Source organism: Phenylobacterium sp., assembly GCF_037189685.1.
Classification (GTDB): Bacteria; Pseudomonadota; Alphaproteobacteria; order Caulobacterales; family Caulobacteraceae; genus Phenylobacterium.
In genome coordinates, this window is sequence record NZ_JBBCIT010000028.1 from 93,711 (window position 1) to 116,290 (window position 22,580).

Here is a 22,580-nt window from a genome sequence, read left to right on the forward strand (position 1 = left end):
TCGCCGCCGAGCAGCCGGCGGATGCGCAATTCAGGAAGCCTCTCCCCGGCTGCGGGACAGGGCGGCCACGTTCGCCTCGTGCCGGCGGCGGTCGATGACGTAGGCCATCAGGGTGATCGCTGCGGCCGCGTAGAACGGCGCGAGCCCGACGAGGACGATGGCGCCCAGGGAGTCGATCACCTCCGGCGCGACGCTGCCGGGCTTCGCGCCGCGCGGGAAGTCGACGAAGGTGAGGATGAGCCCCGAAATGAAGACGCCCATGCCGGCGACCGCCTTCTGAAGCACGTTGTCGGCCGACAGGATGAGACCCTCGGATCTCCGGCCGGTCTTGAGCTGGGCCTCTTCAACGACGTCCAGCATCATGGAGACGAGCAGGATGGAGAAGATCACCCGACCGCTTTCCATGACGAAGTTGCCCGCGCCCAGCAGGACCAGAAGCATGGGATCGTCGGGCGGCGGCGCCTGGCCGGCGAAGCGCAGCAGCAGCGGCGCGGCCAGGCCGACATAGCTCAGCAGCAACGCCAGCACGGCCGCGTTGCGCTTTCCGAGCCGGCGCGAGATGTGCATCGCCGAGAGCGCGCCCAGAACACCGCCGGCCATGTCCAGCGGCACGATGACCGCGACCTGCTTGGCGGTCAGACCCCAGAAGTAGATCTTGAGGTAGACCTGAAGACCGGCCAGGGAGCCCAGCCCCACGGTCATGAACATCGCCGCGCCGGCCGCGGACAGCATCGAGCGGTTGGTGAAGATGACCGCCGCCTCCTTCAGGACCGACAGAAGGCCGTGACGGCGCTGCGGCGGCGTGTGGAGGCGGTGAATCTGGCCGTGGGTCCCGAGGCAGCAGCAGGTAATGGCCGTGAAGATGACGATTCCGGACACGAGGCCGTAGGTCGCGAAACCCTCGCGATTGGTTATCCCGCTGGGATCCGCCAGGGTCGGGGCGAGGAATACGCCATAGGCCAGAATCCGCATGCCGTAGGCGCCGATGACCCCGAAGATGTAGCGCATGCTGGTGAGGGCCGTGCGCTCGTCGTACTCCTGGGTCAACTCGGCCAGCAGCGCCGCCGCTGGCACCTCGAAGAAGGTGTCGAACACCCGCACGACGACCACGAGCGCCGTCATGTAGACCAGCAGCATCGCCGGTGACCAGGTCTGCGGGGCCATCCACAGGAGGGCAAAACCGATGGAGACCGGAATGATCGAGGCGTACAGGAAGGGGTGGCGGCGACCCAGGCGCGAACGGGTGTTGTCCGACCAATAACCGATGATGGGGTCCAGGAAGCCGTCGAGGATCACGGCGAAGCCGAGCACCGCGCCGACCATCGCCGCGTCCAGGCCGACCACCTGATTGTAGTAGATCAGAAGAAACCCCGCGAGACCGCCCTTCTTGATGGCGTTGCCCACGGACCCGGAGGCGTAGAGCGTCTTCGTCAGAAAGCTGAGGCGACGCGACGGCGTGGCAGCGTTCGTCCCGGCCGACGGCGGGCTGTCCGCGGTCATCTGAGCCTTCCTCCATTCGTGTCCGTCGCCGGTTCTCCGCGGTCGTCCGGACGTCGCGCGGCTTCACCGCCATGGGTGGCGATCCGCGTCATCCAGCGGATCAATACACATTGCTTGCTATATGACAAGAAAGCTGTTCTTGCGCGACGGAAAGCGCCGCCCGGAAGGCTCGACGTCTTCCGGGCGGCAGGTAGGGCCGTGGAGGAACGGCGCGAAGGCCATCAAAGGCGACAAGTCTCCGAAGTCGCGCTTATCATCTTGCTGTTTATATAACAAGTTTATAATCAATCCCAGGCCGATCGATCACACCACGCGGGGCCGTCACAGGGCGGCCGGGTCGGGCTGGGCTGGGCTGGGCTCGCAAGCGGAAACCTGGAGATGAGACCATGTTCGAGACCGACCTGCTTCAGGGCAAGCGCGTCCTCGTCACCGGCGGCGGCACGGGGCTGGGGCGCAGTATGGGCGCGCGGTTCGCCGAGCTCGGGGCCGATCTCGTGATCTGCGGCCGACGCGCCGACGTGCTCGAAGAGGCCGCCGGCCAGCTACGCCGGCTCCGGCCCGGCGGCGTCGATGTGGAGACCCAGGTCTGCGACCTCCGCGATCCCGAGGCGGTCGACGCCATGATGGCGCAGACCTGGCGGCGTCGCCCCCTGGACGTGCTGGTGAACAACGCCGCGGCGAACTTCATCGCCCAGACGCACAAGATGTCTTACCGGGCCGCGGATTCCATCCTCAACATCACGCTCCATGGAGCGCTCTACGCGACCATGGCCGCCGGGAGCCGGTGGATCGAGGAAGGGCGGCGCGGGACCGTCCTCAGCATCCTCTCGACCTCGGTCTTCACGGGCCGGGCCTTCACGACCCCCTCGGCCATGGCGAAGTCGGGCCTGCTGGCGATGACCCGGAGCCTGGCCGTCGAGTGGGGGCCGCGGGGCGTGCGCACGGTGGCCATCGCGCCGGGCCCCTTCCCCACCCCGGGTGCGATGGAGCGCCTGCGGCCCGGCCCGCGCGCCGCCGGCGGCAATACGGCCTCCAGCAATCCGCTGGGGCGCGTGGGCGAGCATGCGGAGCTCGCCAACCTCGCCGCGTTCATGATTTCCGACGCCGCCGGCTACATCAACGGCGAGGTGGTCACCATCGACGGAGGGCAACATCTTCGCGCCTCCGGAGCCGAGGATCTGCTCGGCTGGACGGACGCCCAATGGGCCTCGCTTCGCGCCACGCGATCATAGCGGCGCCGGACGGCGCGGGTGTCGGGACGCACCCTCAGGCGGTCGCCACATGGTCGGTCTCGGACGGCGCCACCGCCGTGGCCTCGATCTCGACCAGGGCCTCGTCCTCGACAAGTCCCGCCACGACCACCACCGACATCGTGGGGTAATTCCGTCCCATGACCTCCCGGTAGGCACGGCCGATCTCTGGCAGATCGCGCAGGTAGGCGGCCTTGTCCGTGATGTACCAAGTCATGCGCGCCACGTGCCCGGGCCCCAGACCGGCCTCCTCCAGGACCGCAACGATATTGCGCAGGGCCTGGCTGAACTGGCCGACGAAGTCCCCCGGAAAACAGCCGCGTTCGTCCCAGCCGATCTGCCCGGCCACGAAGACGAGGCGGCCGCTCGCCTCAAGACCATTGCTGTAGCCCTTGGGCCGAGGCCACCCCGGCGGCTGCAGGATACGCATCGACATTCCCCTTCGAACTCGATCCCTAGGCGACGGCGGCCAGCGCCTGGCGCGCGATCACGACTTTCTGGACCTCACTGGCGCCCTCGTAGATCCGCAGGGCGCGTATCTCCCGATAGAGCCGCTCGACGATCTCACCGCTCACGACGCCCTGCCCTCCGAACAGTTGCAGGGCGGCGTCGATGATCCTCTGGGCGGATTCCGTGGCGTGCAGCTTGGCCATGGCGGCCTCGCGTGTGACGCGGGGCTGTCCGCGATCCTTCGCCCAGGCGGCGCGGTAGACCAGCAGAGCGCTGCTATCGATCGCCACGGCCATGTCGGCCAGGCTGGCCTGGGTCATCTGCAGATCGGCGAGCGGCCTCCCGAACAGCTTGCGGCCGAGGGCGTGCCGGAGGGCTTCGTCATTGGCCCGTCGCGCGAAGCCGAGTGCGGCGGCGCCCACGGTGGAGCGAAAGACATCCAGCGTCGCCATCGCGATCCTGAACCCCTCCCCCGGTCCCCCGATCAGATGATCGTCGGGCACGAAGCAGTCGTTGAACCGGATCGTCGCCAAGGGGTGCGGCGCCATCACATCGATGCGCTCCACGATCTCAAAGCCGGCCGTCGCCGTCTGGACCACAAAGGCGGCGAGGCCTTCGGCTCCTGGCGCCTCGCCCACCCTTGCGAAGACCGTCAGCACGTCGGCGATGGCGCCGTTCGAGATCCAGGTCTTCTCGCCGGAGAGCCGATAGCCGCCGTCCACCCTGACGGCGCGCGTCGTCAAGGCGGCGACATCCGAACCCGCCTCTCGCTCCGACAGGGCGAAACCGGCGATGGAAATCCCCTCCGCAACGCCCGGAAGATAGGCTTGCTTGAGCGCTTCGCTTCCAAACAGGCTTATGGCGCCTGAGCCCAGGCCCTGCATGGCGAAGCTGAAGTCCGCGAGCGCCGAGTGATAGCCTAGTATCTCGCGGGCCAAGCACAGCGCCCGGACGTCCAGGGTCTCGGACATGCCGCCATAGGCGGCCGGGACGCAGTACCGCAGCCACCCCCCTCCCCCCAGCTGAGCAACAAGGGCCCGGCAAGCCGCCTCCACATCGTCGTGGCGCGCGTCGGCCAGGCCCTGCCCACACCAGGACACGAGCCCGGCGTGCAGCGCCTGATGGCGCGCCTCGAAGAACGGCCAATCCAGGAACGTCTTGTCCGGCATCTCAGTCGCCCTGGAACTCGGGTTGGCGCTTGTCGCGAAACGCCTCGAAGGCGCGCCGGAAGTCCTTCGTCTGCATGCAGATGGCCTGGGCTTGCGCCTCCATCTCGATGGCCGTCTCCAGGCTCACGCTCCATTCGGTATTGAGCTGGGTCTTGGTGACGCCGTGCGCGAAGGTCGGCCCGGCGACGAGGTCCCGCGCCAGCCCCATCGCCGCCGCGACCACCTCGTCCGGCGGGACGAGGCGGTTGTAGAAGCCCCAGCGCTCGCCTTCCTCGGCCGACATGACCCGACCGGAGAAGAGCAGCTCGCTCGCCCGGCCCTGGCCGATGATGCGGGGCAGGACCGCGCACGCGCCCATGTCGCAGCCGGCCAGCCCGACGCGCGTGAACAGGAAGGCGGTCTTGGTGCGGGGTGTGCCGATGCGCAGATCCGAGGCCATAGCCATGATGGCGCCCGCGCCGACGCAGACGCCATCCACTGCGGCGATGATGGGTTGGGGACAGGCTCGCATGGCCTTGACGAGGTCGCCGGTCATCCGGGTGAACGCGAGCAATCCGGTCATGTCGCGACGGGTCAAAGGCTCGATGATCTCGAACACGTCGCCGCCGGAGCTGAAGTTGCCGCCCTCGCCGGTGACGACGACCGCCTTGACCGCCGGCGTGTAGACCAGCGCCCGAAACGTATCGCGCAGCTCGGCATAGCTCTCGAAGGTGAGCGGATTCTTCCGCTCCGGCCGGTTCAGCGTGACGGTGGCCACGCCCTCCTCGAACGCCCAGCGGAAATGGCGCGGCGCGAATGCGCCGGGATCCAGGTCTGTCATATCGGGTTTTCCTCGATGGATTGGCGCAGGCGCTGAAGGCTGGCGAGAAGGTCTTCCACCTCCGGGGCGGAGAGCCCGGCCATGATATGATCGAGCCACGCCTCGTGGGCCGCGGCCATCCGGACGAACTGCGCCCGGCCCGGTGGCGTCAGGCGCACCCGCAGGATCCGACGGTCGCTTTCGTCCTGCAGCCGCTCCACAGCCCCATCGCCGATCAGTCGGTCCACGATGGCCGTGACATTGCCCTTCGAGACCAGCAGCCAGTCCGACAACTCGCTCATCTTCAGGCCGTCGGGGTTCCGGTCCAGCGCAGCCAGGACATCGAAGCGCGGGAGCGTCGTGCCGAAGCTCTCCGCCAGCCGCGTGCGCACGCGTTTCTCTATGACGATCGAACAACTCAGCAGCCGCAACCACAGGCGCAGCGACTGCTTGCTGTGCGGCGCGCCGCCCAGTTTTTCCACGGGGGGCCGGACCATCACATGACCTCGCCGCCGGCGACGACGAGCGCCTGTCCGGTCACCGACCGGGCTCCGTCGCCGACCAGCCAGCAGACCGCATCCGCCACTTCTTTCGGGTCGATCAGGCGGCCCTGGGGGTTGGCGCCGGAGAACACGGCGCGCGCCTCGCTGGCCGTCCGGCCGGTTCGTCGAACGATCGAGCCGACCGCCTCGCGAATGATCTCCGTGTCCGCGTACCCCGGGCATACGGCGTTCACGGTCACGGCCGTCGACGCGAGTTCCAGCGCCAGGGCGCGCGTGAGGCCCAGGAGGGCGTGCTTGGTCGCCACATAGCCCGAGACTTGGCTGTAGCCCTTCAACGACGCCGTGCTGGCGATATTGACGATCCGTCCGCCGCCCGGGTCGCTCCGCATCGCCGGCAGGACGGCGCGAATGCAATGGACGGCGCCCATCACGTTCGTCCGCCACATGGCTTCCCAGTCCGCGTCGGACTGGCGGGCGAACGTTGCCGGGCACACGACTCCGGCGTTGTTGACCAGCACGGAGACCGGGCCGACGCGCTCGACGGCCGCCTCGACCATGCGCCCCACCTGCGCCGTGTCCGTCACATCGCAGGCCAGGGCCTGGGCATGCGCCAACCCGGCGGCGGCGGCCGACACCCGGCCGGCGTCACGTCCGGCGAGCGTCAGCGCAAAGCCGCGGCGCGACAGCGCATGCGCGACCGCCAGGCCGATCCCACTCCCTCCGCCCGTCACCAGCGCGTGCCGCATCGCCGATCCCGCCTAGGCCAGCAGGGTCATCTGACCCGCACGCTCGAGATTGATAGCGAGCTGGCGGTAGCCGCTGTGGTACTGGGACGGAACCGGGGGCTCGGCGAAGGCCTGCTGCGCCGCGGCGCGCAGCGTCCAGTTGGGATCCATCTGATGGGGCCGCGCAAGGGCGCACAGGTCGGCGCGGCCAGCCACCAGGATCGAATTCACGTGGTCGATCTCGTAGATATTGCCCACCGCCATGGTGGCGACGCCCAGCTCGTTGCGGATCTTGTCCGCGAACGGCGTCTGGAACATGCGGCCGTAGACGGGACGTTCCGCCTTGGTCACCTGCCCCGAGGAGACGTCGATGATGTCGACGCCGGCCTCCACGAACGCGCGGCTGATCTCGACCGCCTCCGCAGGCGTGACCCCCGCCTCGCCGACCCAGTCGTGCGCCGAGATGCGGACCGACATCGGCTTCCGTTCCGGCCAGGCCGCGCGCATCGCACGGAAGACTTCCAGAGGGTAGCGCAGCCGGCTCTCCAGGGACCCGCCGTATGCGTCGCGGCGATGGTTCTGTGTCGGGCTGATGAACGCGGAAAGCAGGTAGCCATGCGCGCAATGCAACTCCAGCATGTCGAACCCGGCCCGGTCCGCGCGGCGCGTCGCCTGGACGAATTGCTCGCGCACGGCGTCCATGTCGGCCCGCGTCATCGGTCGCGGCCGGGCGTTGTCGTCTGACCACGGCACATCGGAAGGCGCCAGCAGCGGCCAGTCGCCGACGCCCAGCGGCAGGTCGATGCCCTCCCAGGCCACCCGGGTCGAGCCCTTGGCGCCGCTGTGCCCAAGCTGGACGCAAAGGCGGGCGTCCGTGTGGGTGTGGACGAAGTCGACGATCCGTCCCCACGCCGCCGCCTGCGCGTCGTTCCACAGCCCGGGGCAGCCCGGTGTGATGCGCCCCTCGGGGGAGACACAGGTCATCTCGGTGTAGACCAGCCCCGCACCCCCGAGCGCACGGGCGCCGTAATGCACCATATGAAAGTCGCCGGGCTGGCCGTCGCGAGCCGAGTACATGGCCATCGGCGAGACGACGATCCGGTTCTTGAGCTCGAGGTCGCGCAGGCGGAAGGGGGTGAACATGGGCGGCGTGGGCCGCGGCGGCGCGACGCCGGTGGCGCGTTCCGCGAACCAGCGCTCGACATCGGCCAACCATCGGGGATCGCGCAGCCGCAGGTTCTCGTGGCTGACCCTCTGGCTCCGCGTCAGCAGGGCGTAGGCGAACTGTGGCGGCTCGAACCGCAGATAGCGTTCCAGGTCCTCGAACCAGTCGGTGGAATTGCGCGCCGCGCTCTGGAGCTTCAAGACCTCGAGCTGGCGTGTCTCGCGGTACTGCTCGAGCGCGGCCTCGGCGGGCAGGTCTCCATCGTTCAGGACCTGGGACAACTTGATGGCGTCCTCGAACGCCAGCTTGGTGCCCGAGCCGATCGAGAAGTGCGCCGTGTGCGCCGCGTCGCCCAGCAGGATGCAGTTCCGGTAGCGCCAGGCGCCGCAGAGAATCCGCCGGAAGTTCAGCCACGCGGAGCCTCGCAGATGGGCCGCGTTGGTCATCAGGGAATGGCCGCCCAGGTAGCGCTCGAAGATCCGCTCGCAGGCGCGGCAGGTCTCGTCCTGGCTCATCTCATCGAAGCCGAAGCGCGCGAAGGTCTCCGGCGCGCACTCCACGATGAAGGTCGCGGTCTCCCGGTCGAACGGGTAGGCGTGCGCCCAGACCCAGCCGTGCTCCGTCTTCACGAAGATGAAGGTGAAGGCGTCGAACCGCTGGCGGACGCCCAGCCACATGAACCGGTTGCGGCGCACCTCGACGTCGCAGTCGAAGTGTTCGGCGTAGCGCTCGCGCAGCTTGCTGTTGACGCCGTCGGCGGCGATCACGAGGTCGTACGCGCCGAGCAGGGCGTCATCGGGTTCGACATCGACTTCGAAACGGAGCTCGACACCCAGTTCCACCGCCCGCGCCTGCAGGATCTGGAGCAGGCGCTTGCGGCCGATGCCGATGAAGCCGTGTCCCGAGGAGGTGACCTTCGCGCGCCGTTCGCCGTCGTCGACATGGACGTCGATATCGTCCCAGTGCGCGAGTTCGTCGCGCATGGCCTTCGCACTGACGGGGTCGTTCGCTTCCAGGTTCTCCATCGTCTGATCCGAGAACACGACGCCCCAGCCGAACGTGTCGCCGGCGCGGTTGCGCTCGAACACCACGAGTTCGTGCTCGGGATTCCGCAGCTTCATGGAGATGGCGAAGTAGAGGCCCGCCGGGCCTCCGCCCACACACGCGATCCGCATCCGATGCTCCGTTCCACCCGTCGCGGGGCTCTTGGCCCAGGGGCTAAATTATTTCAAGTATAAAATAACTGATTGAGCGAAGTCGCCCACTCGCGTGTCAAAGGAACCTTCGCTCGCCTTCCCAAGGATGGAAATTCGGAAGATCGCGGGATACGCGCCCGCTGAAGGCCGGAGAGCGACGCGCCTTGAAGGCGGCCACGCCTTCGCGGCAGTCCTCGGTCGCCCCGAGGGCGTGCAGCGCCCGGCTTTCCAGCGCGTGGGCCGTCATGGGATGGTCGGCCGTCATCATGCTCCAAACCAGGCGACGCGAAAGCGCCACCGCCACGGGCGCGGCATTCTCCGCGATCTCACGGGCCAGGGATCGCGCGGCGGGCATGAGGTCGGCCGGCGCATGGATCGCACGCACCAGGCCGGCCTCGAGGGCCTCCTGGGCGGACACCATGCGGCCGGCGCATATCCACTCCAGCGCCCGGGACGGGCCGACCAGGCGCGGCAGGAACCAGCTGGAGCAGGCTTCCGGCGTCAGCCCCCTGCGGGTGAAGACGAAGCCGAAACGGGCGTCGGACGAGGCCAGGCGCACGTCCATCGGCAGTTGCATCGTGACCCCGACTCCGACGGCCGGGCCGTTCACGGCGGCGATCACCGGCTTGAGGCAGGCGAAGATGCGCAGCGCAACCCGCCCACCGCCGTCGCGCTGGACGCCCGCGACCTTCTGGTCGCCCGGCGCCCCGGCCCCGGCGCCATCGAAATCGAAGATGTCGGCGCCGGCCGCGATGTCCGCGCCGGCGCAGAACGCCCGCCCGTCGCCCGTCACGATGACCGCGCGCACGGCATCGTCGGCGTCCGCGCGGTCGAAGGCGTCGATGAGGTCCAGCATCATCTGCGAATTGAAGGCGTTCAGCCGCTCCGGCCGCCGCAGGGTGATCGTCGCCACGCCCTCGTCCACATCGTAGGCAAGGGTTTCATGCGGGGCGCTCACTTCACCAGGCCGAGCTGGCGCATGAAGCCGAGGCGGTCGACCGCGTCCCAGTGCTCCTTCAGCCGCCCGTCCTCGACCCGCCACATGTCCATGCCCCGGATCTCCAGGGGCTGGCCGGTCGGCGAGACGCCGTTCAGCACGCCCTCGTGCCTGCCCGCAATGACGAAGCGCGCCGCCACCATGTCGCCCTCGGCCACCAGGCTCTCGACCCTCATCTGCAGGTTCGGAATGCCCTGGCGCAGGTTGCGGATCATGGCCTTTACGGGCTCCCGCCCGGGACCCAGGTGATTGTGCTGGATATAGTCGTCGGCCAGCACCGCATCGATCTCGGAGAGGTCTCCGGTCTCCATGCATTCGAGCGCGCGACGCGCGAGCGCCTTGCCCAGTTCCAGGTCCGTGGTGCTCATCCAATGTCCTCCTTCGTCGATGATCGGCCGCGTCAGGCGGCGTGAACGCAATGGGCCTCCAGCACGGCCCTCAGGGTCCCCGCGCCGCGCCGGCCCAGGCCGCAGGACGTCGCGACGCCGAAATCCGCGCGATACGCCCGGGCCTGCCGGATGGCGTCTTCGGCTCCCCCAGGGGCGTCGGCGTCGATCAGCCCCAGGAAGAGCTCCCCATCGAACGCCGCGAGGTCGGCGAGGGGCGCGAAGAAGGCCGGGGATGCGCAGCCGGCCGGGACCGCCAGGTGCGCCCAGGTCAGCTTCCGGCCGGCGGCGGACAGGGCGCCCCGGAGCAGGTCGACCTGCACCCTCAGGCTTGTCGGCCGGATGAAGGGCCGCCCGCCGGCGTCGCCGTAGCAGAAATGCAGGCCGACCTCCGCCGGCTCGGGAACCAGGTCCACGAGGCGAGCCACCTGCGCCGGAAGCCCTGCCGTCCCGCCGACGAAGGCGGGATCGAAGACGCCTTCGATCATTCCCACCTCGACGGGCAGCTCCCACTGGATTGCGAGGAGGGCCGCCGGGACGGCCTCGAAGATGCGGCCGAGTTCCGCGCGCAGCGCCCGGAGATAGGGGCCGGCCAGCGCACCACGGCTCTCCGGCGCCACGCGCGTGGCGAGGAACGCCAGCGGGCTGGGGACGCCGACCTGAAAGCGCGCGCGCCCAGGCAGCACGCCTTCCGCCTGGAGTCGGCGGAAGACCCGGAAGGACGCCAGGGCGGCGTCGGCGATCCCGAGGTCGCCGATCTCCAGGTCGGCCGGCTGCGCCCCGGCCGCCAGGCGGAGTTGTGGTGTCGGCGGGTAGGAGCCCGCGGCGGGCGGAACCAGCTCCAGGTCCGGGAGCCCGAGGAACGCCGCCATCTGGGCGCCCACCCACTCGCGGCGCGCGCCGGTCTCGCCGTCAGGAAAGCGCGCCAAGCGTTCGCCCAGGGCGTCGGCGGCGAGCCGGAAGGCAGCCTCGGCGTCAGGAACATTCAGGCTGCCCACCAGATGCGCCCCGCGCCCGATGCCTTCGTCGCCCATGCCCGCTCCCGCGTTGACCATTCTATTATTTTAGACATAAAATACCTGACTTGCAAAGGGGGACGCGAATGCCGCCACGGCGGGGCTGGACATCGGCGGCGAGCCACTGGGGCGTCTATCAGGTCCGAGCCGAGGGCGGCCGCGTCGCGGCCGTGAGGCCCTGGGCCCACGATCCGGACCCCAGCCCGATCGGCCGCTCGCTGCTCGACGCACAGGACCCCGGGGTGCGCATCGCCAGCCCCGCGGTGCGGAAGGGTTACCTCGAAGGCCGCGGGGACGGGGCCCGGCGGGGGCAGGAGCCGTTCGTCGAAGTCTCCTGGGACGAGGCCCAGCGGCTGGTGGCGGAGGCGCTGCGAGGCGCGCAGGCGCAGGGGGGCAATCGGGCGATCTACGGCGGCTCATACGGCTGGGCCAGCGCGGGCCGCTTCCATCACGCCCAGAGCCAGCTCCACCGGTTCCTCAACCTGTTCGGCGGCTATACCTCGTCGCGCAACACCTATTCGTTCGCCGCGGCGGAAGTGATCGTCCCCCACGTGCTGGGCGCCGACTTCCGGACGCTCCTCGCCGAGAACCCGCCCTGGTCCGAGATCGCGGACCACGCGGACCTGGTCGTCGCGTTCGGCGGCATGGCGGCCAAGAACATGCAGGTCAACAACGGCGGCGTGGCGGCGCACACGTCCGCCGCGCAGATGGCGGCCGCAGTGGAGCGAGGCCTGCGGATCGTCAACATCAGTCCCTTGCAGGATGACGTCGCCCCCGGGCTGGCTCCGGATTGGCTCCCCATCCGGCCGGGGACGGACGTGGCCCTCATGCTGGGCCTCTGCCAGACGCTGCTGGCGGAAGGGCTTCACGACCGCGCCTTCCTGGACCGGTGCTGCTCGGGGTTCGAGACCTTCGCCGCCTACCTCGCCGGCGCATCCGACGGGACGCCGAAGGACGCGGCCTGGGCGTCAGGCCTCACCGGGGTCCCTGCGGCCGCCATCGCGGCGCTGGCCCGCCGCATGGCCCACGCGCGGACCTTCATCAACGTGAGCTGGTCGCTGCAACGGGCGGAACACGGCGAGCAACCCTACTGGGCCGCCATCGCACTGGCGGCGATGCTGGGCCAGATCGGCCTGCCCGGCCGCGGGATCGGCCTGGGCGTTGGCGCCATCCACGGGCCTTCGACGCTGGGCCGGCGAATCCCCGACTTCCGGGTCGCCGCCCTGCCGCAGGGACGCAATCCGGTCGAGGACTTCATCCCGGTCGCGCGGATCGCCGACATGCTCCTGAATCCGGGCGGCGTCTGCGCCTACGACGGCGCGACCCTGACCTATCCCGACATCCGGCTCGTCTATTGGGCCGGAGGCAACCCGTTCCACCATCACCAGGACCTGAACCGGCTCCGCGCCGCGTGGGCGCGGCCGGACACCGTCGTGGTCCACGACTCGGTCTGGACGGCCACGGCGAGGCACGCCGACCTGGTCCTGCCGGCGACGACCTTCCTTGAGCGCGACGACTTCGCCGCGGCGGGGCTGGACCACCACGTCACGCCGATGCCGCGCGTGGTCCCGCCCTTCGGAGAGGCGAGAAGCGATTTCGCCATCTTCGCCGGTCTCGCCCGCCGCCTCGGCTTCGAGGCGGAATTCACCGAGGGGCTGTCGGAGCTTGCGTGGGTGGAGCGGCTCTACGAGGAGACCCGGGCCGGCGCGGCTGGGAAAGGCGTCGCCCTGCCGCCCTTCGCCGAGTTCTTCGCGGGCGGGCCGATCGATCTGGGTCCCCAGATCAGGCCGCGCCGCTTCCGGCTGGAGCGTTTCCGCGACGACCCCGACGGCGCCCCGCTGGGCACGCCCTCGGGCCGGATCGAGATCGCCTCCCAGCGCATCGCCGCCTTCGGCTACGCCGACTGCCGCGGCCACCCCGCCTGGTACCCGAAGCGGGAGATCCTGGGGGCCGAAGGCGCGGCGCCGGACGACCTCCACCTCATCTCGAACCAGCCGCGGACACGGCTCCACAGCCAGTTCGACCACGGCCGGACCAGCCGGCAGGCGAAGGTCGCCGGCCGCGAGCCCCTGCGGATCCATCCCCGCGACGCCGCCGCTCGCCGGATCAACGACGGAGCCCTCGTGCGCGTTCATAACGCCCGCGGCGCCTGTCTCGCCGGCGCCGTCCTGACCGACGCGGTGACGCCGGGCGTCGTCGAGCTCTCGACAGGCGCTTGGTACGATCCTCTCGATCCGGCCTCGCCCCAACCATTGGACCTGCACGGCAACCCCAACGCGGTGACCGCCGACATCGGCTGCTCGTCCCTTTCGCAGGGACCGGCGGCGCACAGTTGCCTGGTCAAGGTGGAGCCCGCCGCGCCGGCGCCCGCCGTCCGCATCTTCACCCTCCCACCGATCCTGAAGTCCGAGGCCTGATGTCCCCCGACCCCAACCCATCGGCCGACCAGGCCTCCGGCTATGCCTACTACGTCGTGGCCGTGCTGATGGTCGCGTACATGTTCTCGTTCATCGACCGCATGATCCTCAGCCTGGTCATCGATCCCGTGCGGCAGGACCTGGGGCTGAGCGAGACGCAGGTCAGCCTGCTCGTGGGCTTCGCCTTCGCCATGTTCTACACCCTGCTCGGCCTGCCCTTCGGGCGATGGGTCGACACGCGGGGACGCCGGAACCTGATCGCGTTCGGGATCGCCCTCTGGAGCCTCGCCACGATCGCCTGCGGCCTGGCCAACGGCTTCGCGCGCCTGTTCCTGGCCCGCATGACCGTGGGCGTCGGCGAGGCCACCCTAACCCCGGCCGCCTATTCCCTGATCCCCGACTATTTCCCGCCACGGCGTCTGGGCCTGGCGATGTCGCTCTACACCTGCGGCCTGACGATCGGCGGCGGCCTGGCCATGCTCCTGGGCGGGATGGTCGTCCAGTGGGCAACGGCCTTGCAACTCACCGTCCCGGGCCTGCCGCATCTGCGGCCCTGGCAGGTGGCGTTCCTCGTGGTGGGCGCCCCCGGCCTGCTCGTCGCCGCCCTCGTGGCCCTGACCGTGCGAGAACCGCCGCGGCGAGTCCAGCCGGGGGCGGACGCGGACGCCCCCAGCCTCGCCGAGGTCTTCGCCTACCTGCGCGGCAATGCGGGGCTGTTCGCGCCGCTCTTCCTGGGCTTCACGGCGGTGGTCACGGCGAGCTATTCGCTCAACGTCTGGGGTCCCAGCTACTTCATGCGGGTCCACGGCCTGACCCCGCTTCAGGTCGGCCAGCTCTTCGCCGTGGCCTTCGGGGTCGCGGGCACGGTCGGCGTCCTGGCCGGCGGCGCCTGGTCCGACGCCGCCGTCCGACGCGGGCGGACGGATGCGCCCTTGCGCGTGACCCTTTGGTCGATCCTGCTCCAGGCGCCGTTCGTGGTCGGGTTCGGCCTGCTCTCCGAGACCCGCCTGGCCGGCGCCGCCTTCGTGTTCGCGATGCTGTTCGGCAGCATGTTCGGCGGCCTCCAGGCGGCGGCGGTCCAGTCGCTCACCCCCAACCGGATGCGCGGCCAGATCGGCGCGATCTACCTGACCCTCGCCAACCTGATCGGGCTCGGGATCGCGCCGACGCTCACGGCGCTCGGCACCGAGCGGCTGTTCGGCGGCGCAACCGGCGTCGGGCGCTCGATCGCGCTGACGGCGGGCGTCTCCCTGGCGCTGGCGTCCGTGCTGCTGGCGATCGCCGCCGCGCCGGCCCGCAACCGCATCAGGGCCCTTCAGGGCGGGACGTGAGCGGCGTCAGGACACCTGGCGCGAGGCGTCCGCCCAGAACCGGGCGCGGATGGCTTTCTTGTCGATCTTGCCGACCGAGGTGGTGGGCAGGCCGCTCACGAACTCGACCTCCTTGGGGCAGGCGACCGGTCCTTTGCGCTCGCGCACGAACGCCCGCAGGCCGTCGGCGTCGACTTCGTGGCCCGACCGCAGGACCACGAGCGCGCGGACCGCCTCGCCCCACACGGCGTCGGGGACGCCGATCACGGCGGCGGCGGCCACCGCCTCATGCGCCATCAGGGCATCCTCCACCTCGCGGGGATAGACGTTGAAGCCGCCCGAGATGACCATGTCCTTGGCGCGGTCCACGATGTAGAGGAACCCGTCCTCGTCCTGCCGGGCCAGGTCGCCGGTGTGCAGCCAGCCTTCCCGCAGGGCCTCCGCGGTCTCCTCGGGGCGGCGCCAGTAGCCCTGCATGACGGTGGGCCCGCGGACGCAGATCTCCCCCACGTCCCCGGGCGCGACGGACCGGCCCTGCGGGTCCAGCAGGCGCAGGTTCACGCCCGCGACGGGCTGACCGCAGGAAGCGAGCCTGTGCGCGCGCGCCGGCGCATGGTCGCCCTTGCGCAGATAGGTGATGGAGCACGGGCACTCCGACTGGGCGTAGAGCTGGCAGAAGACCGGCCCGAACACATCGAGCGCCGCCTGCAGCCGGGCCGGCGACATCGGCGCGGCGCCGTAGATCACCATCTGGAGGCTGGAGAGGTCGAAGTCCCGAAGCCGCGGATGGTCCAGCAGGCGGTAGAGCATCGTGGGCACCAGGAAGGTCGCCGTGATCGCCTCGCGCTCGATCGCGGCGAGGAACGCCTCGGGATCGAAGGCCCGCATCATGTGGAAGGCGCCGCCCCGCAGCAGCGTCGGCGGCAGCATGCCGGCCGCCACGTGCGACACGGGCGTGGCCGCGAGGAACCGACACTCGGCCGGCCACTCCCACTCCGCGAGCTGCAGCAGCGCCCCGACGACGGCGGTCCTGTGCGAGTGCACCACGCCCTTCGGCCGGCCCGTCGTCCCGCCAGTGTACATCACCGACCAGATGTCGGCCTCCGAGGCCTCGACCTCCAGCGGCGAAGGGCCAGCGTCGGCCATCGCGCGGTGGAGGTCGGGCGCGAAGTCGGCCGGGCCGATGGCGAACACGCAGCGCAACGCAGCCCCGGCCCCGTGCTTCAGCTCGCGGCCGCGCTGCGCATGGGCCTCGGCGTCCACCACGAGGGCGGCGATCTCGGCGTCCTCCAGGATGAACGCATGGTCCGCGAGCGACCCCATGGGATGGAGGGCGCTGTAGCGGAGGCCCATGGCGTGGGCCGCCGCCATCACGAACAGCACTTCCGGGCCGTTCGCCGCGATCATCGCCAGGCCGTCGCCACGGCGCAGACCGGCCGCCTTGAAGACCGCGACCACCCGACCAGTCGCCTCGGCGAACGCACGGTAGGTGAAGCGGTCCTCCCCGCACACCACGGCCTCGCGGTCCGCGAACCGCAGGGTCGCCAGGCGGATGAGGTCGCCCAGACTCCCGACGCCGTGAACGTCAGGAGCCGAGCGGGACTGTGGCATCTCGGACTCCGACCGTGGGCGTCAAAAGCGGGACTGCGAGCGCGCGCGACATGTCGTCGACGAGGCGCTCGAGTTCGGGCGCCGCACGCGCGAACACGAGCGGCGCGGTCATGAAGCCGTGGATCATCCCCGCGACCACCCGAAGCTGGACATCGACGCCCGCGGCGGCGAGGCGGCCCGCATAGGCGATCGCTTCGTCGCGCAGGGGATCGCGGCCGCCCACCAGCAGCAGGGCCGGCGGCGCGTGACCCAGGTCGGTGCGGAGCGCGGGCGAGAGTTCGCCGTCCTCACGGGGACCCGTGGGGGCGAAACAGTCGTAGCAGAACGCGATGGCCGGGCTCTCGAGCCCGTAGCCCGTCCCGAACTCGGCGTGGCTCGCGCCGCCGCAGCTGAGGTCCAGGGCCGGATACAGCAGCACCTGGAGCGCCGCGGGCCGCCGCAACGCCACCTGCGCCGCCAGCCAGCCGCCCGCGCTGTCGCCCATGACGACCACCGGCCCGCAACCGTCGGTCAGCGCGGGGAGCGCGTCGTAGGCCGCCAGCGCGTCGTCCAGGGCGGCGGGATGGGGCGCCTCCGGCGCGAGGCGATAGTCCACGGCGACCACGCGCCATCCCGTCCTGAGGGCCAGGTCGCGGCAGAGCCCGTCATGGCTGTCCAGCGATCCGAGGACGAAGCCGCCCCCATGGAAGAACAGGATGACCGGCGAACCGCCGGAGCCGCCGGGCGTATAGGTGCGGACGCGCGGCCCGCTCGCCCCGGGACTGGCCTGCGCTTCGGCCACATCGGCCAGCGGCCGGGGCGGATAGCCGGCGGCCAGCGCCGCGGCGAAACGCCGCCGGATCGCCGGCAGGGCCTTGAGGGTCATGGGCGGTTGCGGCGCGGCGCGCAGGCGGGCGAGATGTTCGTCGACGTCGGAGGTCATTGCGCCGGGTCCCTCAATCGTACTGGCCCATGACGATCCGCCGCATGAGGTCGTAGCCGTATGTGCCGACGAGGGTGTCGCGGAAGGTCGCCAGGTCCGGTTCGCCGACGATGTGGGCGAGTTGCCCGAACAACCGCGACCGTTCCTGTGTCGCCCGCACCGGCCCCAGGCGCGCGGCCACGAACGCCTCGAGCGCCGCATCCCAGTCCGGGTCGGCCCCGAGCCTGTCCGCCAGGGCCACGGCGTCGAGAATCGCCATCACCCCGCCCTGCCCCAGGTTCGGCGTGATCGCGTGCGCGGCGTCGCCGATGAGGACCACCCGCCCCCGCGTCCAGGGATGGTCGATGAGCTCGTGGATGTCGGTCCGGATGAGCTGCTCGGGGCGCAGCACCCGATCGTAGACGTGGCGGAACGGCTCGCCGAACTCGGCGAACGTCCGCCGGAAGAGGTCCAGGTTTCCTTCGGGCGAGAGCTCCTCCCCCTCCTCGGCCAGGAGCGTGACGTAGCAGTAGGTCTCGGCGTCGTTGATGCTGCTGACGCCGATCCGGCCGTCGACGCCCCAGATCTCGACCAGGCCCTCCAGGCCCGGCGCCCGCTCCACGAGGCAGCGGAACGAGGTCTGCCCGGAATAGGTCAGGGCGCACGGGCCGAAGATCAGGTCGCGGACCTGGGAGCGGATCCCGTCGGCCCCCACGACCAGGTCGTAGCGGGCTTCCATCCCGTCAGTGAACCGCGCCAGGACCCCGTCGTCCAGCAGATCAAGCGCGGCAAGGCTGGTTCCCATCCGGATGCGCGCGCCGCCCGTCGCGGCCAGCAGGACCTCGTGCAGATGCGCCCTGTGGATGCTGACGGAATTCACGCCGTGGCGGGCCGCAATCGGCCCGAAGTCGAACCGGTGGAGCCGTCGCCCGGCCAGGGTCAGGATCTCCCAGGCGCTCAACGGCTGGCCTCGCGCGGTGATCGCGTCGGCGAGGCCGAGCCTCGCCATGGCGGTCATGCCGTTGACGCCGATCCCGATTCCCGCGCCCACCAGCGCCCAGCCCGGAGCCCGCTCGATCAGATCGACCTCGTGAGATCCGCCGGAAAGGGCCGCCGCCAAGGTGAGCCCCGCGATTCCACCGCCCACGATCAGTATGCGCCCGCCCATTGAACCTCCGCCTATTTATTTTATGTATAAAATATATTCCGCCATATGGCAAGCTGGTTTGCGCCGGCGCTGGCGCTCCGACAGGCATCCGCCCTATGGTCGAGCGGTCAGCGCGCCTCCTGTCCGGCGGGCGGAAGGGTGGAGAATCCCGTGGGAACCACAGGCCATTCGGTCTCGGAGAAGCCGGCGAACCGGTCCCGCAAAAGCCGGCAGGCGCTGCGGCTCTGGCTGCGCCTGCTGACGAGCACCCGCTTCGTGGAAAAGCGCATCCAGGCGCTGATGCGCGACCAGGACACGACCCTTCCGCGCTTCGACGCCCTGGCCGCCCTCTCGCGGAATCCCGAAGGCGTCACCATGGGAGAGCTTTCGCGCCGCCTCCTTGTCTCCAACGGCAACGTCACAGGGATCATCACCCGCCTGGAAGAGGAGGGGCTGGTCGCCCGCGAGCCGCTCGAGACCGACCGCCGCACCTATGTGACCCGGATCACGCCTACAGGCGAGGCCGATCTCCAGCGCGTCCTGCCGCTGCATGAGGACCTGATCGATTCGATGTTCTCGGACATGACCTCCGCCGAGATGGAAGTCCTCATCACGCTGCTCGACAAGGTGCGCGCTTCCCTGAAGCGCCATGGCGCCTGAGCCTGCCTGTCCCTTGACGCAATTAGTTTAAGTATGAAATAACTTCCGGGCTTCCGGGAGTTCAGCGTCATGCTTCGGCCGTCGCGTCACACCGACACTTTCACGCGTTCGCACCTTCCGCCCGTGGAGCTCTGGCCCGAGCTCGTCTTCCGCCTGCCGGCGCTGGCCTATCCCGACGAGATGAACTGCGCCGAGGCCCTGCTGGAGCGCGCCGTCGCGAAGCGAGGGCCGGCGGCGGTCGCGATCCTGGCGGGCGACCAAGTCTGGTCCTACGCCGACCTGATCGACGCCACGGACCGTATCGCCCGTGTCCTGGTCGAGGACTTCGGCCTCGAGGCGGGCGGGCGCGTGCTGCTGCGCGGCGGCAACACGCCTGAGCTCTTCGCCGCCTGGCTGGGGGTGATCAAGGTCGGGGGCGTGGCCGTGAGCACCATGCCCATGCTGCGGAGCGCCGAGCTCGCCGGGATCGTGGGAAAGTCCCGCCCGGTCCTAGCCCTGTGCCATCAGGACCTCATTGACGAGCTGGTCGCGGGCGCCCCCGACCTGCGCCTCGTCGCCTTCGGTGAGCCGGGCGCGGAACTGGAGCGGCGGGCGTCGACAAAGTCCGGAAGCTTCCGCGCCCGGCGCGCGAGCCAGGACGACGTCTGCCTGATCGCCTTCACCTCCGGCACGACGGGAGAGCCGAAGGCCGCCGCGCATTTCCATCGCGACGTCCTCTCGATGTGCCACACCTACGGCGCGCATGTGCTGGCGGATGGCGAGGCGCCGGTCTTCAGCGGGACGCCGCCGATCGCCTTCACCTTCGGCCTGGGCGGGCTGCTCGTCTTCCCGCTCTTCTTCGGGGCGCCCGTGGTGCTGCCCGAACCGGGCGGCGCGACGCGCCTGGCCGACGCGATCGCGGCGCACCAAGTCACGCACCTGTTTACCTCGCCGACCGGCTATCGCCAGCTCCTGGCCGCCGCGGCGCCGGGCCAGCTCGCCAGCCTGCGGGCCTGCGTCTCGGCGGGCGAGCACCTGTCGGCGGCGACCTGGAACGCCTGGCGGGAGGCGACCGGCCTGCCGCTGCTCGACGGCCTGGGCGCCACCGAGATGATGCACATCTTCCTGTCCGCCACCGCCCGGGACGCGCAGCCGGGCTGTTGCGGCCGTCCCGTCCCCGGCTTCGAGATCGCCCTCCTCGGCGACGACGGTCGGGAGATCCCGGGGCCGGGCGAGGGCCGGCTGGCGGTGCGCGGGCCCGTCGGCTGCCGCTATCTCGCCGACGCGCGCCAGCGGGAGTATGTCCAGCGCGGCTGGAACGTCACCGGCGACATCTTCCGCCGGGACGCCGAGGGGCGCTACTGGTACGTCGCCCGAGCCGACGACATGATCATCTCGTCCGGCTACAATATCGCCGGACCCGAGGTCGAGGCGGCGATCGCGACGCATCCGGACGTGACCGAGTGCGCGGTCGTCGGGACGCCCGACGCCGAGCGGGGCCAGATCGCGACGGCCTATGTGGTCCTGGGGCCTGGAGCCACACCCGGCCCGGCCATGGCGCGGGCGCTGCAGGATCACGTGAAGCGCGCGCTGGCGCCCTACAAGTACCCGCGGTCGGTGCGGTTCGTCGCCGCCCTCCCGCGCACCGCGACCGGAAAGGTCTCGAGGCGCGCCCTCCGGGAGGCGCCGCCGGAGGCCGCCGGCGGGCCTCCCGCCGACTCCCGAAGCGCCGACGCGAAAAGGCGGCGGCGGTCATGCTGAAGGTCGATCTCAGCGGGCGGACCGCGCTGGTGACCGGGGCGTCGTCGGGGCTGGGCCGGCGCTTCGCCCTGGTGCTGGGTGGCCAGGGCGCCGAGGTCGTCGTGGCGGCCCGGCGGATCGAGGCGCTGGAGGCCCTCGTCGCCGAGATCCGGGGCCGCGGCGGCAGCGCCCGCGCCCTGGCTCTCAACGTGGGCGACGAAGCCGCCGTGGCCGCGCTCGTCTCGAGCCCTGCCCGACCTCGACATCGTGGTCAACAATGCGGGCGTGGCCGGGGCCAGCCGCGCCCTGGACTGCCCGGACGACGAGTGGCGGCGGACCTACGACGTCAACGTGCAGGGCGTGTTCTCCGTCGTCCGGCACGCGGCCCGTCGCATGCGCGCGCTCGGCCATGGCGGCTCGATCATCAATATCGCCTCGATCACCGGCCTGCGGCCGGGCGCCAGCGCGACGGCCTATTCCTCCTCCAAGGCCGCCGTGATCCAGATGACGAAGGCCCTTCGGCGCGCGAGCCCGAGCGCGTCGCCCGCGTCCTCGGCCGCATTATCGATGGCGAGGTGATGCCGTTCCCGGTCGTCACCGGAGCCTGGGTCGCCATCGCCCGAGACGGATCCGGCTGCGGAATCGAAGTCGTGCCCGCCGCCACGCGCCACTATCCCGGTATCGGAGAGGCCGACCCGGCCCGCCCCGCCAACGGCCCCGAGGTGATGCCGTGGGAGGTGCAGATTCGCCAGGATGGCGCCGCGGAGCCCGCCAGCGGCGTCCACGTGGCGTCGAGCAGCATGCTGTCGCGCAACGAGATTCTCGCCGTCGGACAGGAGCAGGGCTGGCGGACGGTCAGGTGCGAACGGGGCGGCGGGCCACGCGCAGGCCGGGCCCCTGAAGCGAGGGGAGCGCGATGTAGGGAAACAGTCTCTTAATTCATATATGAAATAATTTCAGAGACTCGCGGACTCTTCGGCGCCCCTGCAAACGAGGGGAACCCCCGCGCGGACGAACAACGCCGCCGGTGTCGATCGACGAGCCTGCGAAGCAATCGAGCGCCTGGCTGCAAGGGCCCGGAAGTCGCGCCAAGCATGAATGGCCACCGCACCCCGACGGCGGGAAAGCGTCATTCAGGGCCCGGCCGGCGCCCGCCGGAATGCGCCCTTGGATCTTCGGCGCGCCGGCGGCCCCTTCCCGCGTCGCACGACGGCGCGCCTCGACGCCACCGAGCGCCCCCCGTCAAGGCGCGGAGCGCGATCGGCCAATTCCGTTGTGACGCAACGGACTCTTCGGCTTGAACGGATTTGTAGACGCCCTTTGACGGCGCGCGCCCTGGCTTTCGTACGCTTGAACCCCCGTCCAAAAACACGGTTGTCCGCGCTCGGGTTATATTATAGGCTTAAAATAATTTCAGGGTCGGACGACGGATGCTCGCTTCCTCCGTTGGGGAGGCCGGCTCGAGGTCAAGGCGCGGCGGCGAACGGCTCAGGAGGAGACGCGAGCGCTCAATTCGGCCCCGCGCCGTTGAACGCCCGGCGAAATCCTTGGGCTCACGCGATGCTCACTCAATCGAGCGGGCCGCTTACTTCAGAAGTACAGAAAGAAGGGGGAATAAATGGCGGATCGACACGATGAAAATCTCCAGCGGGAGACCTT

The 22,580-nt window shown here is 70.3% G+C and carries 19 protein-coding genes; 6 read left to right on the forward strand and 13 right to left on the reverse strand.

Annotated elements, in window-relative coordinates:
• Window positions 1-30: 30 nt before the first annotated feature.
• Window positions 31-1,500 (reverse strand): MFS transporter, encoded by a 1,470-nt coding sequence (locus WG212_RS16180; protein WP_337188146.1) that lies wholly within the window; start codon window positions 1,498-1,500, stop codon window positions 31-33.
• A gap of 386 nt (window positions 1,501-1,886) precedes the next feature.
• Here WG212_RS16180 and WG212_RS16185 point away from each other — a divergent pair, with 386 nt between their 5' ends.
• Window positions 1,887-2,732 (forward strand): SDR family oxidoreductase, encoded by an 846-nt coding sequence (locus WG212_RS16185; protein ID WP_337188147.1) that lies wholly within the window; start codon window positions 1,887-1,889, stop codon window positions 2,730-2,732.
• 34 nt (window positions 2,733-2,766) lie between these two features.
• Here the strand turns inward: WG212_RS16185 and WG212_RS16190 are convergent, their stop codons facing one another.
• The 9 genes from WG212_RS16190 to WG212_RS16230 form a co-directional block, all read right to left on the reverse strand.
• A complete protein-coding gene (locus WG212_RS16190) occupies window positions 2,767-3,180 on the reverse strand; it encodes a RidA family protein (RefSeq protein WP_337188148.1) in 414 nt (137 codons plus the stop codon).
• A gap of 25 nt (window positions 3,181-3,205) precedes the next feature.
• A complete protein-coding gene (locus WG212_RS16195) occupies window positions 3,206-4,369 on the reverse strand; it encodes an acyl-CoA dehydrogenase family protein (RefSeq protein WP_337188149.1) in 1,164 nt (387 codons plus the stop codon).
• 1 nt (window position 4,370) lies between these two features.
• Window positions 4,371-5,189 (reverse strand): enoyl-CoA hydratase family protein, encoded by an 819-nt coding sequence (locus tag WG212_RS16200; protein ID WP_337188150.1) that lies wholly within the window; start codon window positions 5,187-5,189, stop codon window positions 4,371-4,373.
• Entirely contained in the window at window positions 5,186-5,665 is a 480-nt protein-coding gene (locus WG212_RS16205) for a MarR family transcriptional regulator (protein WP_337188151.1), read from the reverse strand. Before WG212_RS16205 ends, WG212_RS16200 begins: the two co-directional genes overlap by 4 nt.
• A complete protein-coding gene (locus WG212_RS16210) occupies window positions 5,665-6,417 on the reverse strand; it encodes an SDR family oxidoreductase (RefSeq protein ID WP_337188152.1) in 753 nt (250 codons plus the stop codon). The genes WG212_RS16205 and WG212_RS16210 overlap by 1 nt, the downstream gene beginning before the upstream one ends.
• Before the next feature lie 12 nt (window positions 6,418-6,429).
• Entirely contained in the window at window positions 6,430-8,736 is a 2,307-nt protein-coding gene (locus WG212_RS16215; protein ID WP_337188153.1) for a bifunctional salicylyl-CoA 5-hydroxylase/oxidoreductase, read from the reverse strand.
• A 97-nt stretch (window positions 8,737-8,833) separates the two neighbouring features.
• Window positions 8,834-9,715, reverse strand: coding sequence for an enoyl-CoA hydratase-related protein (locus WG212_RS16220; RefSeq protein ID WP_337188154.1), 882 nt, complete (start codon window positions 9,713-9,715; stop codon window positions 8,834-8,836).
• Window positions 9,712-10,122, reverse strand: coding sequence for an ester cyclase (locus WG212_RS16225; RefSeq protein WP_337188155.1), 411 nt, complete (start codon window positions 10,120-10,122; stop codon window positions 9,712-9,714). The genes WG212_RS16220 and WG212_RS16225 overlap by 4 nt, the downstream gene beginning before the upstream one ends.
• Before the next feature lie 32 nt (window positions 10,123-10,154).
• Window positions 10,155-11,174 (reverse strand): hypothetical protein, encoded by a 1,020-nt coding sequence (locus WG212_RS16230; RefSeq protein ID WP_337188156.1) that lies wholly within the window; start codon window positions 11,172-11,174, stop codon window positions 10,155-10,157.
• A 68-nt stretch (window positions 11,175-11,242) separates the two neighbouring features.
• On the opposite strand from WG212_RS16230, the gene WG212_RS16235 reads away from it, so the two are divergent.
• On the forward strand, window positions 11,243-13,573 hold the full coding sequence (locus tag WG212_RS16235; RefSeq protein ID WP_337188157.1) for a molybdopterin-dependent oxidoreductase: 2,331 nt from the start codon (window positions 11,243-11,245) through the stop codon (window positions 13,571-13,573).
• Entirely contained in the window at window positions 13,573-14,904 is a 1,332-nt protein-coding gene (locus tag WG212_RS16240) for an MFS transporter (RefSeq protein WP_337188158.1), read from the forward strand. The genes WG212_RS16235 and WG212_RS16240 overlap by 1 nt, the downstream gene beginning before the upstream one ends.
• A gap of 6 nt (window positions 14,905-14,910) precedes the next feature.
• Here the strand turns inward: WG212_RS16240 and WG212_RS16245 are convergent, their stop codons facing one another.
• Genes WG212_RS16245 through WG212_RS16255 form a run of 3 tightly spaced genes read right to left on the reverse strand, consistent with a single transcriptional unit; the run spans window position 14,911 to window position 18,563 of the window.
• Window positions 14,911-16,494 carry an AMP-binding protein gene (locus WG212_RS16245; RefSeq protein ID WP_337188159.1) on the reverse strand — a complete coding sequence of 528 codons (1,584 nt, stop codon included), beginning with the start codon at window positions 16,492-16,494 and terminating at the stop codon, window positions 14,911-14,913.
• Window positions 16,469-17,416, reverse strand: coding sequence for an alpha/beta hydrolase (locus WG212_RS16250; RefSeq protein ID WP_337188160.1), 948 nt, complete (start codon window positions 17,414-17,416; stop codon window positions 16,469-16,471). The genes WG212_RS16245 and WG212_RS16250 overlap by 26 nt, the downstream gene beginning before the upstream one ends.
• Before the next feature lie 13 nt (window positions 17,417-17,429).
• Entirely contained in the window at window positions 17,430-18,563 is a 1,134-nt protein-coding gene (locus tag WG212_RS16255) for an FAD-dependent monooxygenase (RefSeq protein WP_337188161.1), read from the reverse strand.
• A 150-nt stretch (window positions 18,564-18,713) separates the two neighbouring features.
• On the opposite strand from WG212_RS16255, the gene WG212_RS16260 reads away from it, so the two are divergent.
• From WG212_RS16260 to WG212_RS16270, 3 genes are all read left to right on the forward strand, one after another.
• Window positions 18,714-19,202, forward strand: coding sequence for a MarR family transcriptional regulator (locus WG212_RS16260; protein ID WP_337188162.1), 489 nt, complete (start codon window positions 18,714-18,716; stop codon window positions 19,200-19,202).
• Between the two features lie 69 nt (window positions 19,203-19,271).
• Window positions 19,272-20,942 (forward strand): AMP-binding protein, encoded by a 1,671-nt coding sequence (locus tag WG212_RS16265; RefSeq protein WP_337188163.1) that lies wholly within the window; start codon window positions 19,272-19,274, stop codon window positions 20,940-20,942.
• Complete coding sequence (locus WG212_RS16270; protein ID WP_337188164.1) at window positions 20,936-21,859, forward strand: SDR family NAD(P)-dependent oxidoreductase; 924 nt, start codon at window positions 20,936-20,938, stop codon at window positions 21,857-21,859. The genes WG212_RS16265 and WG212_RS16270 overlap by 7 nt, the downstream gene beginning before the upstream one ends.
• Window positions 21,860-22,580: the final 721 nt, after the last annotated feature.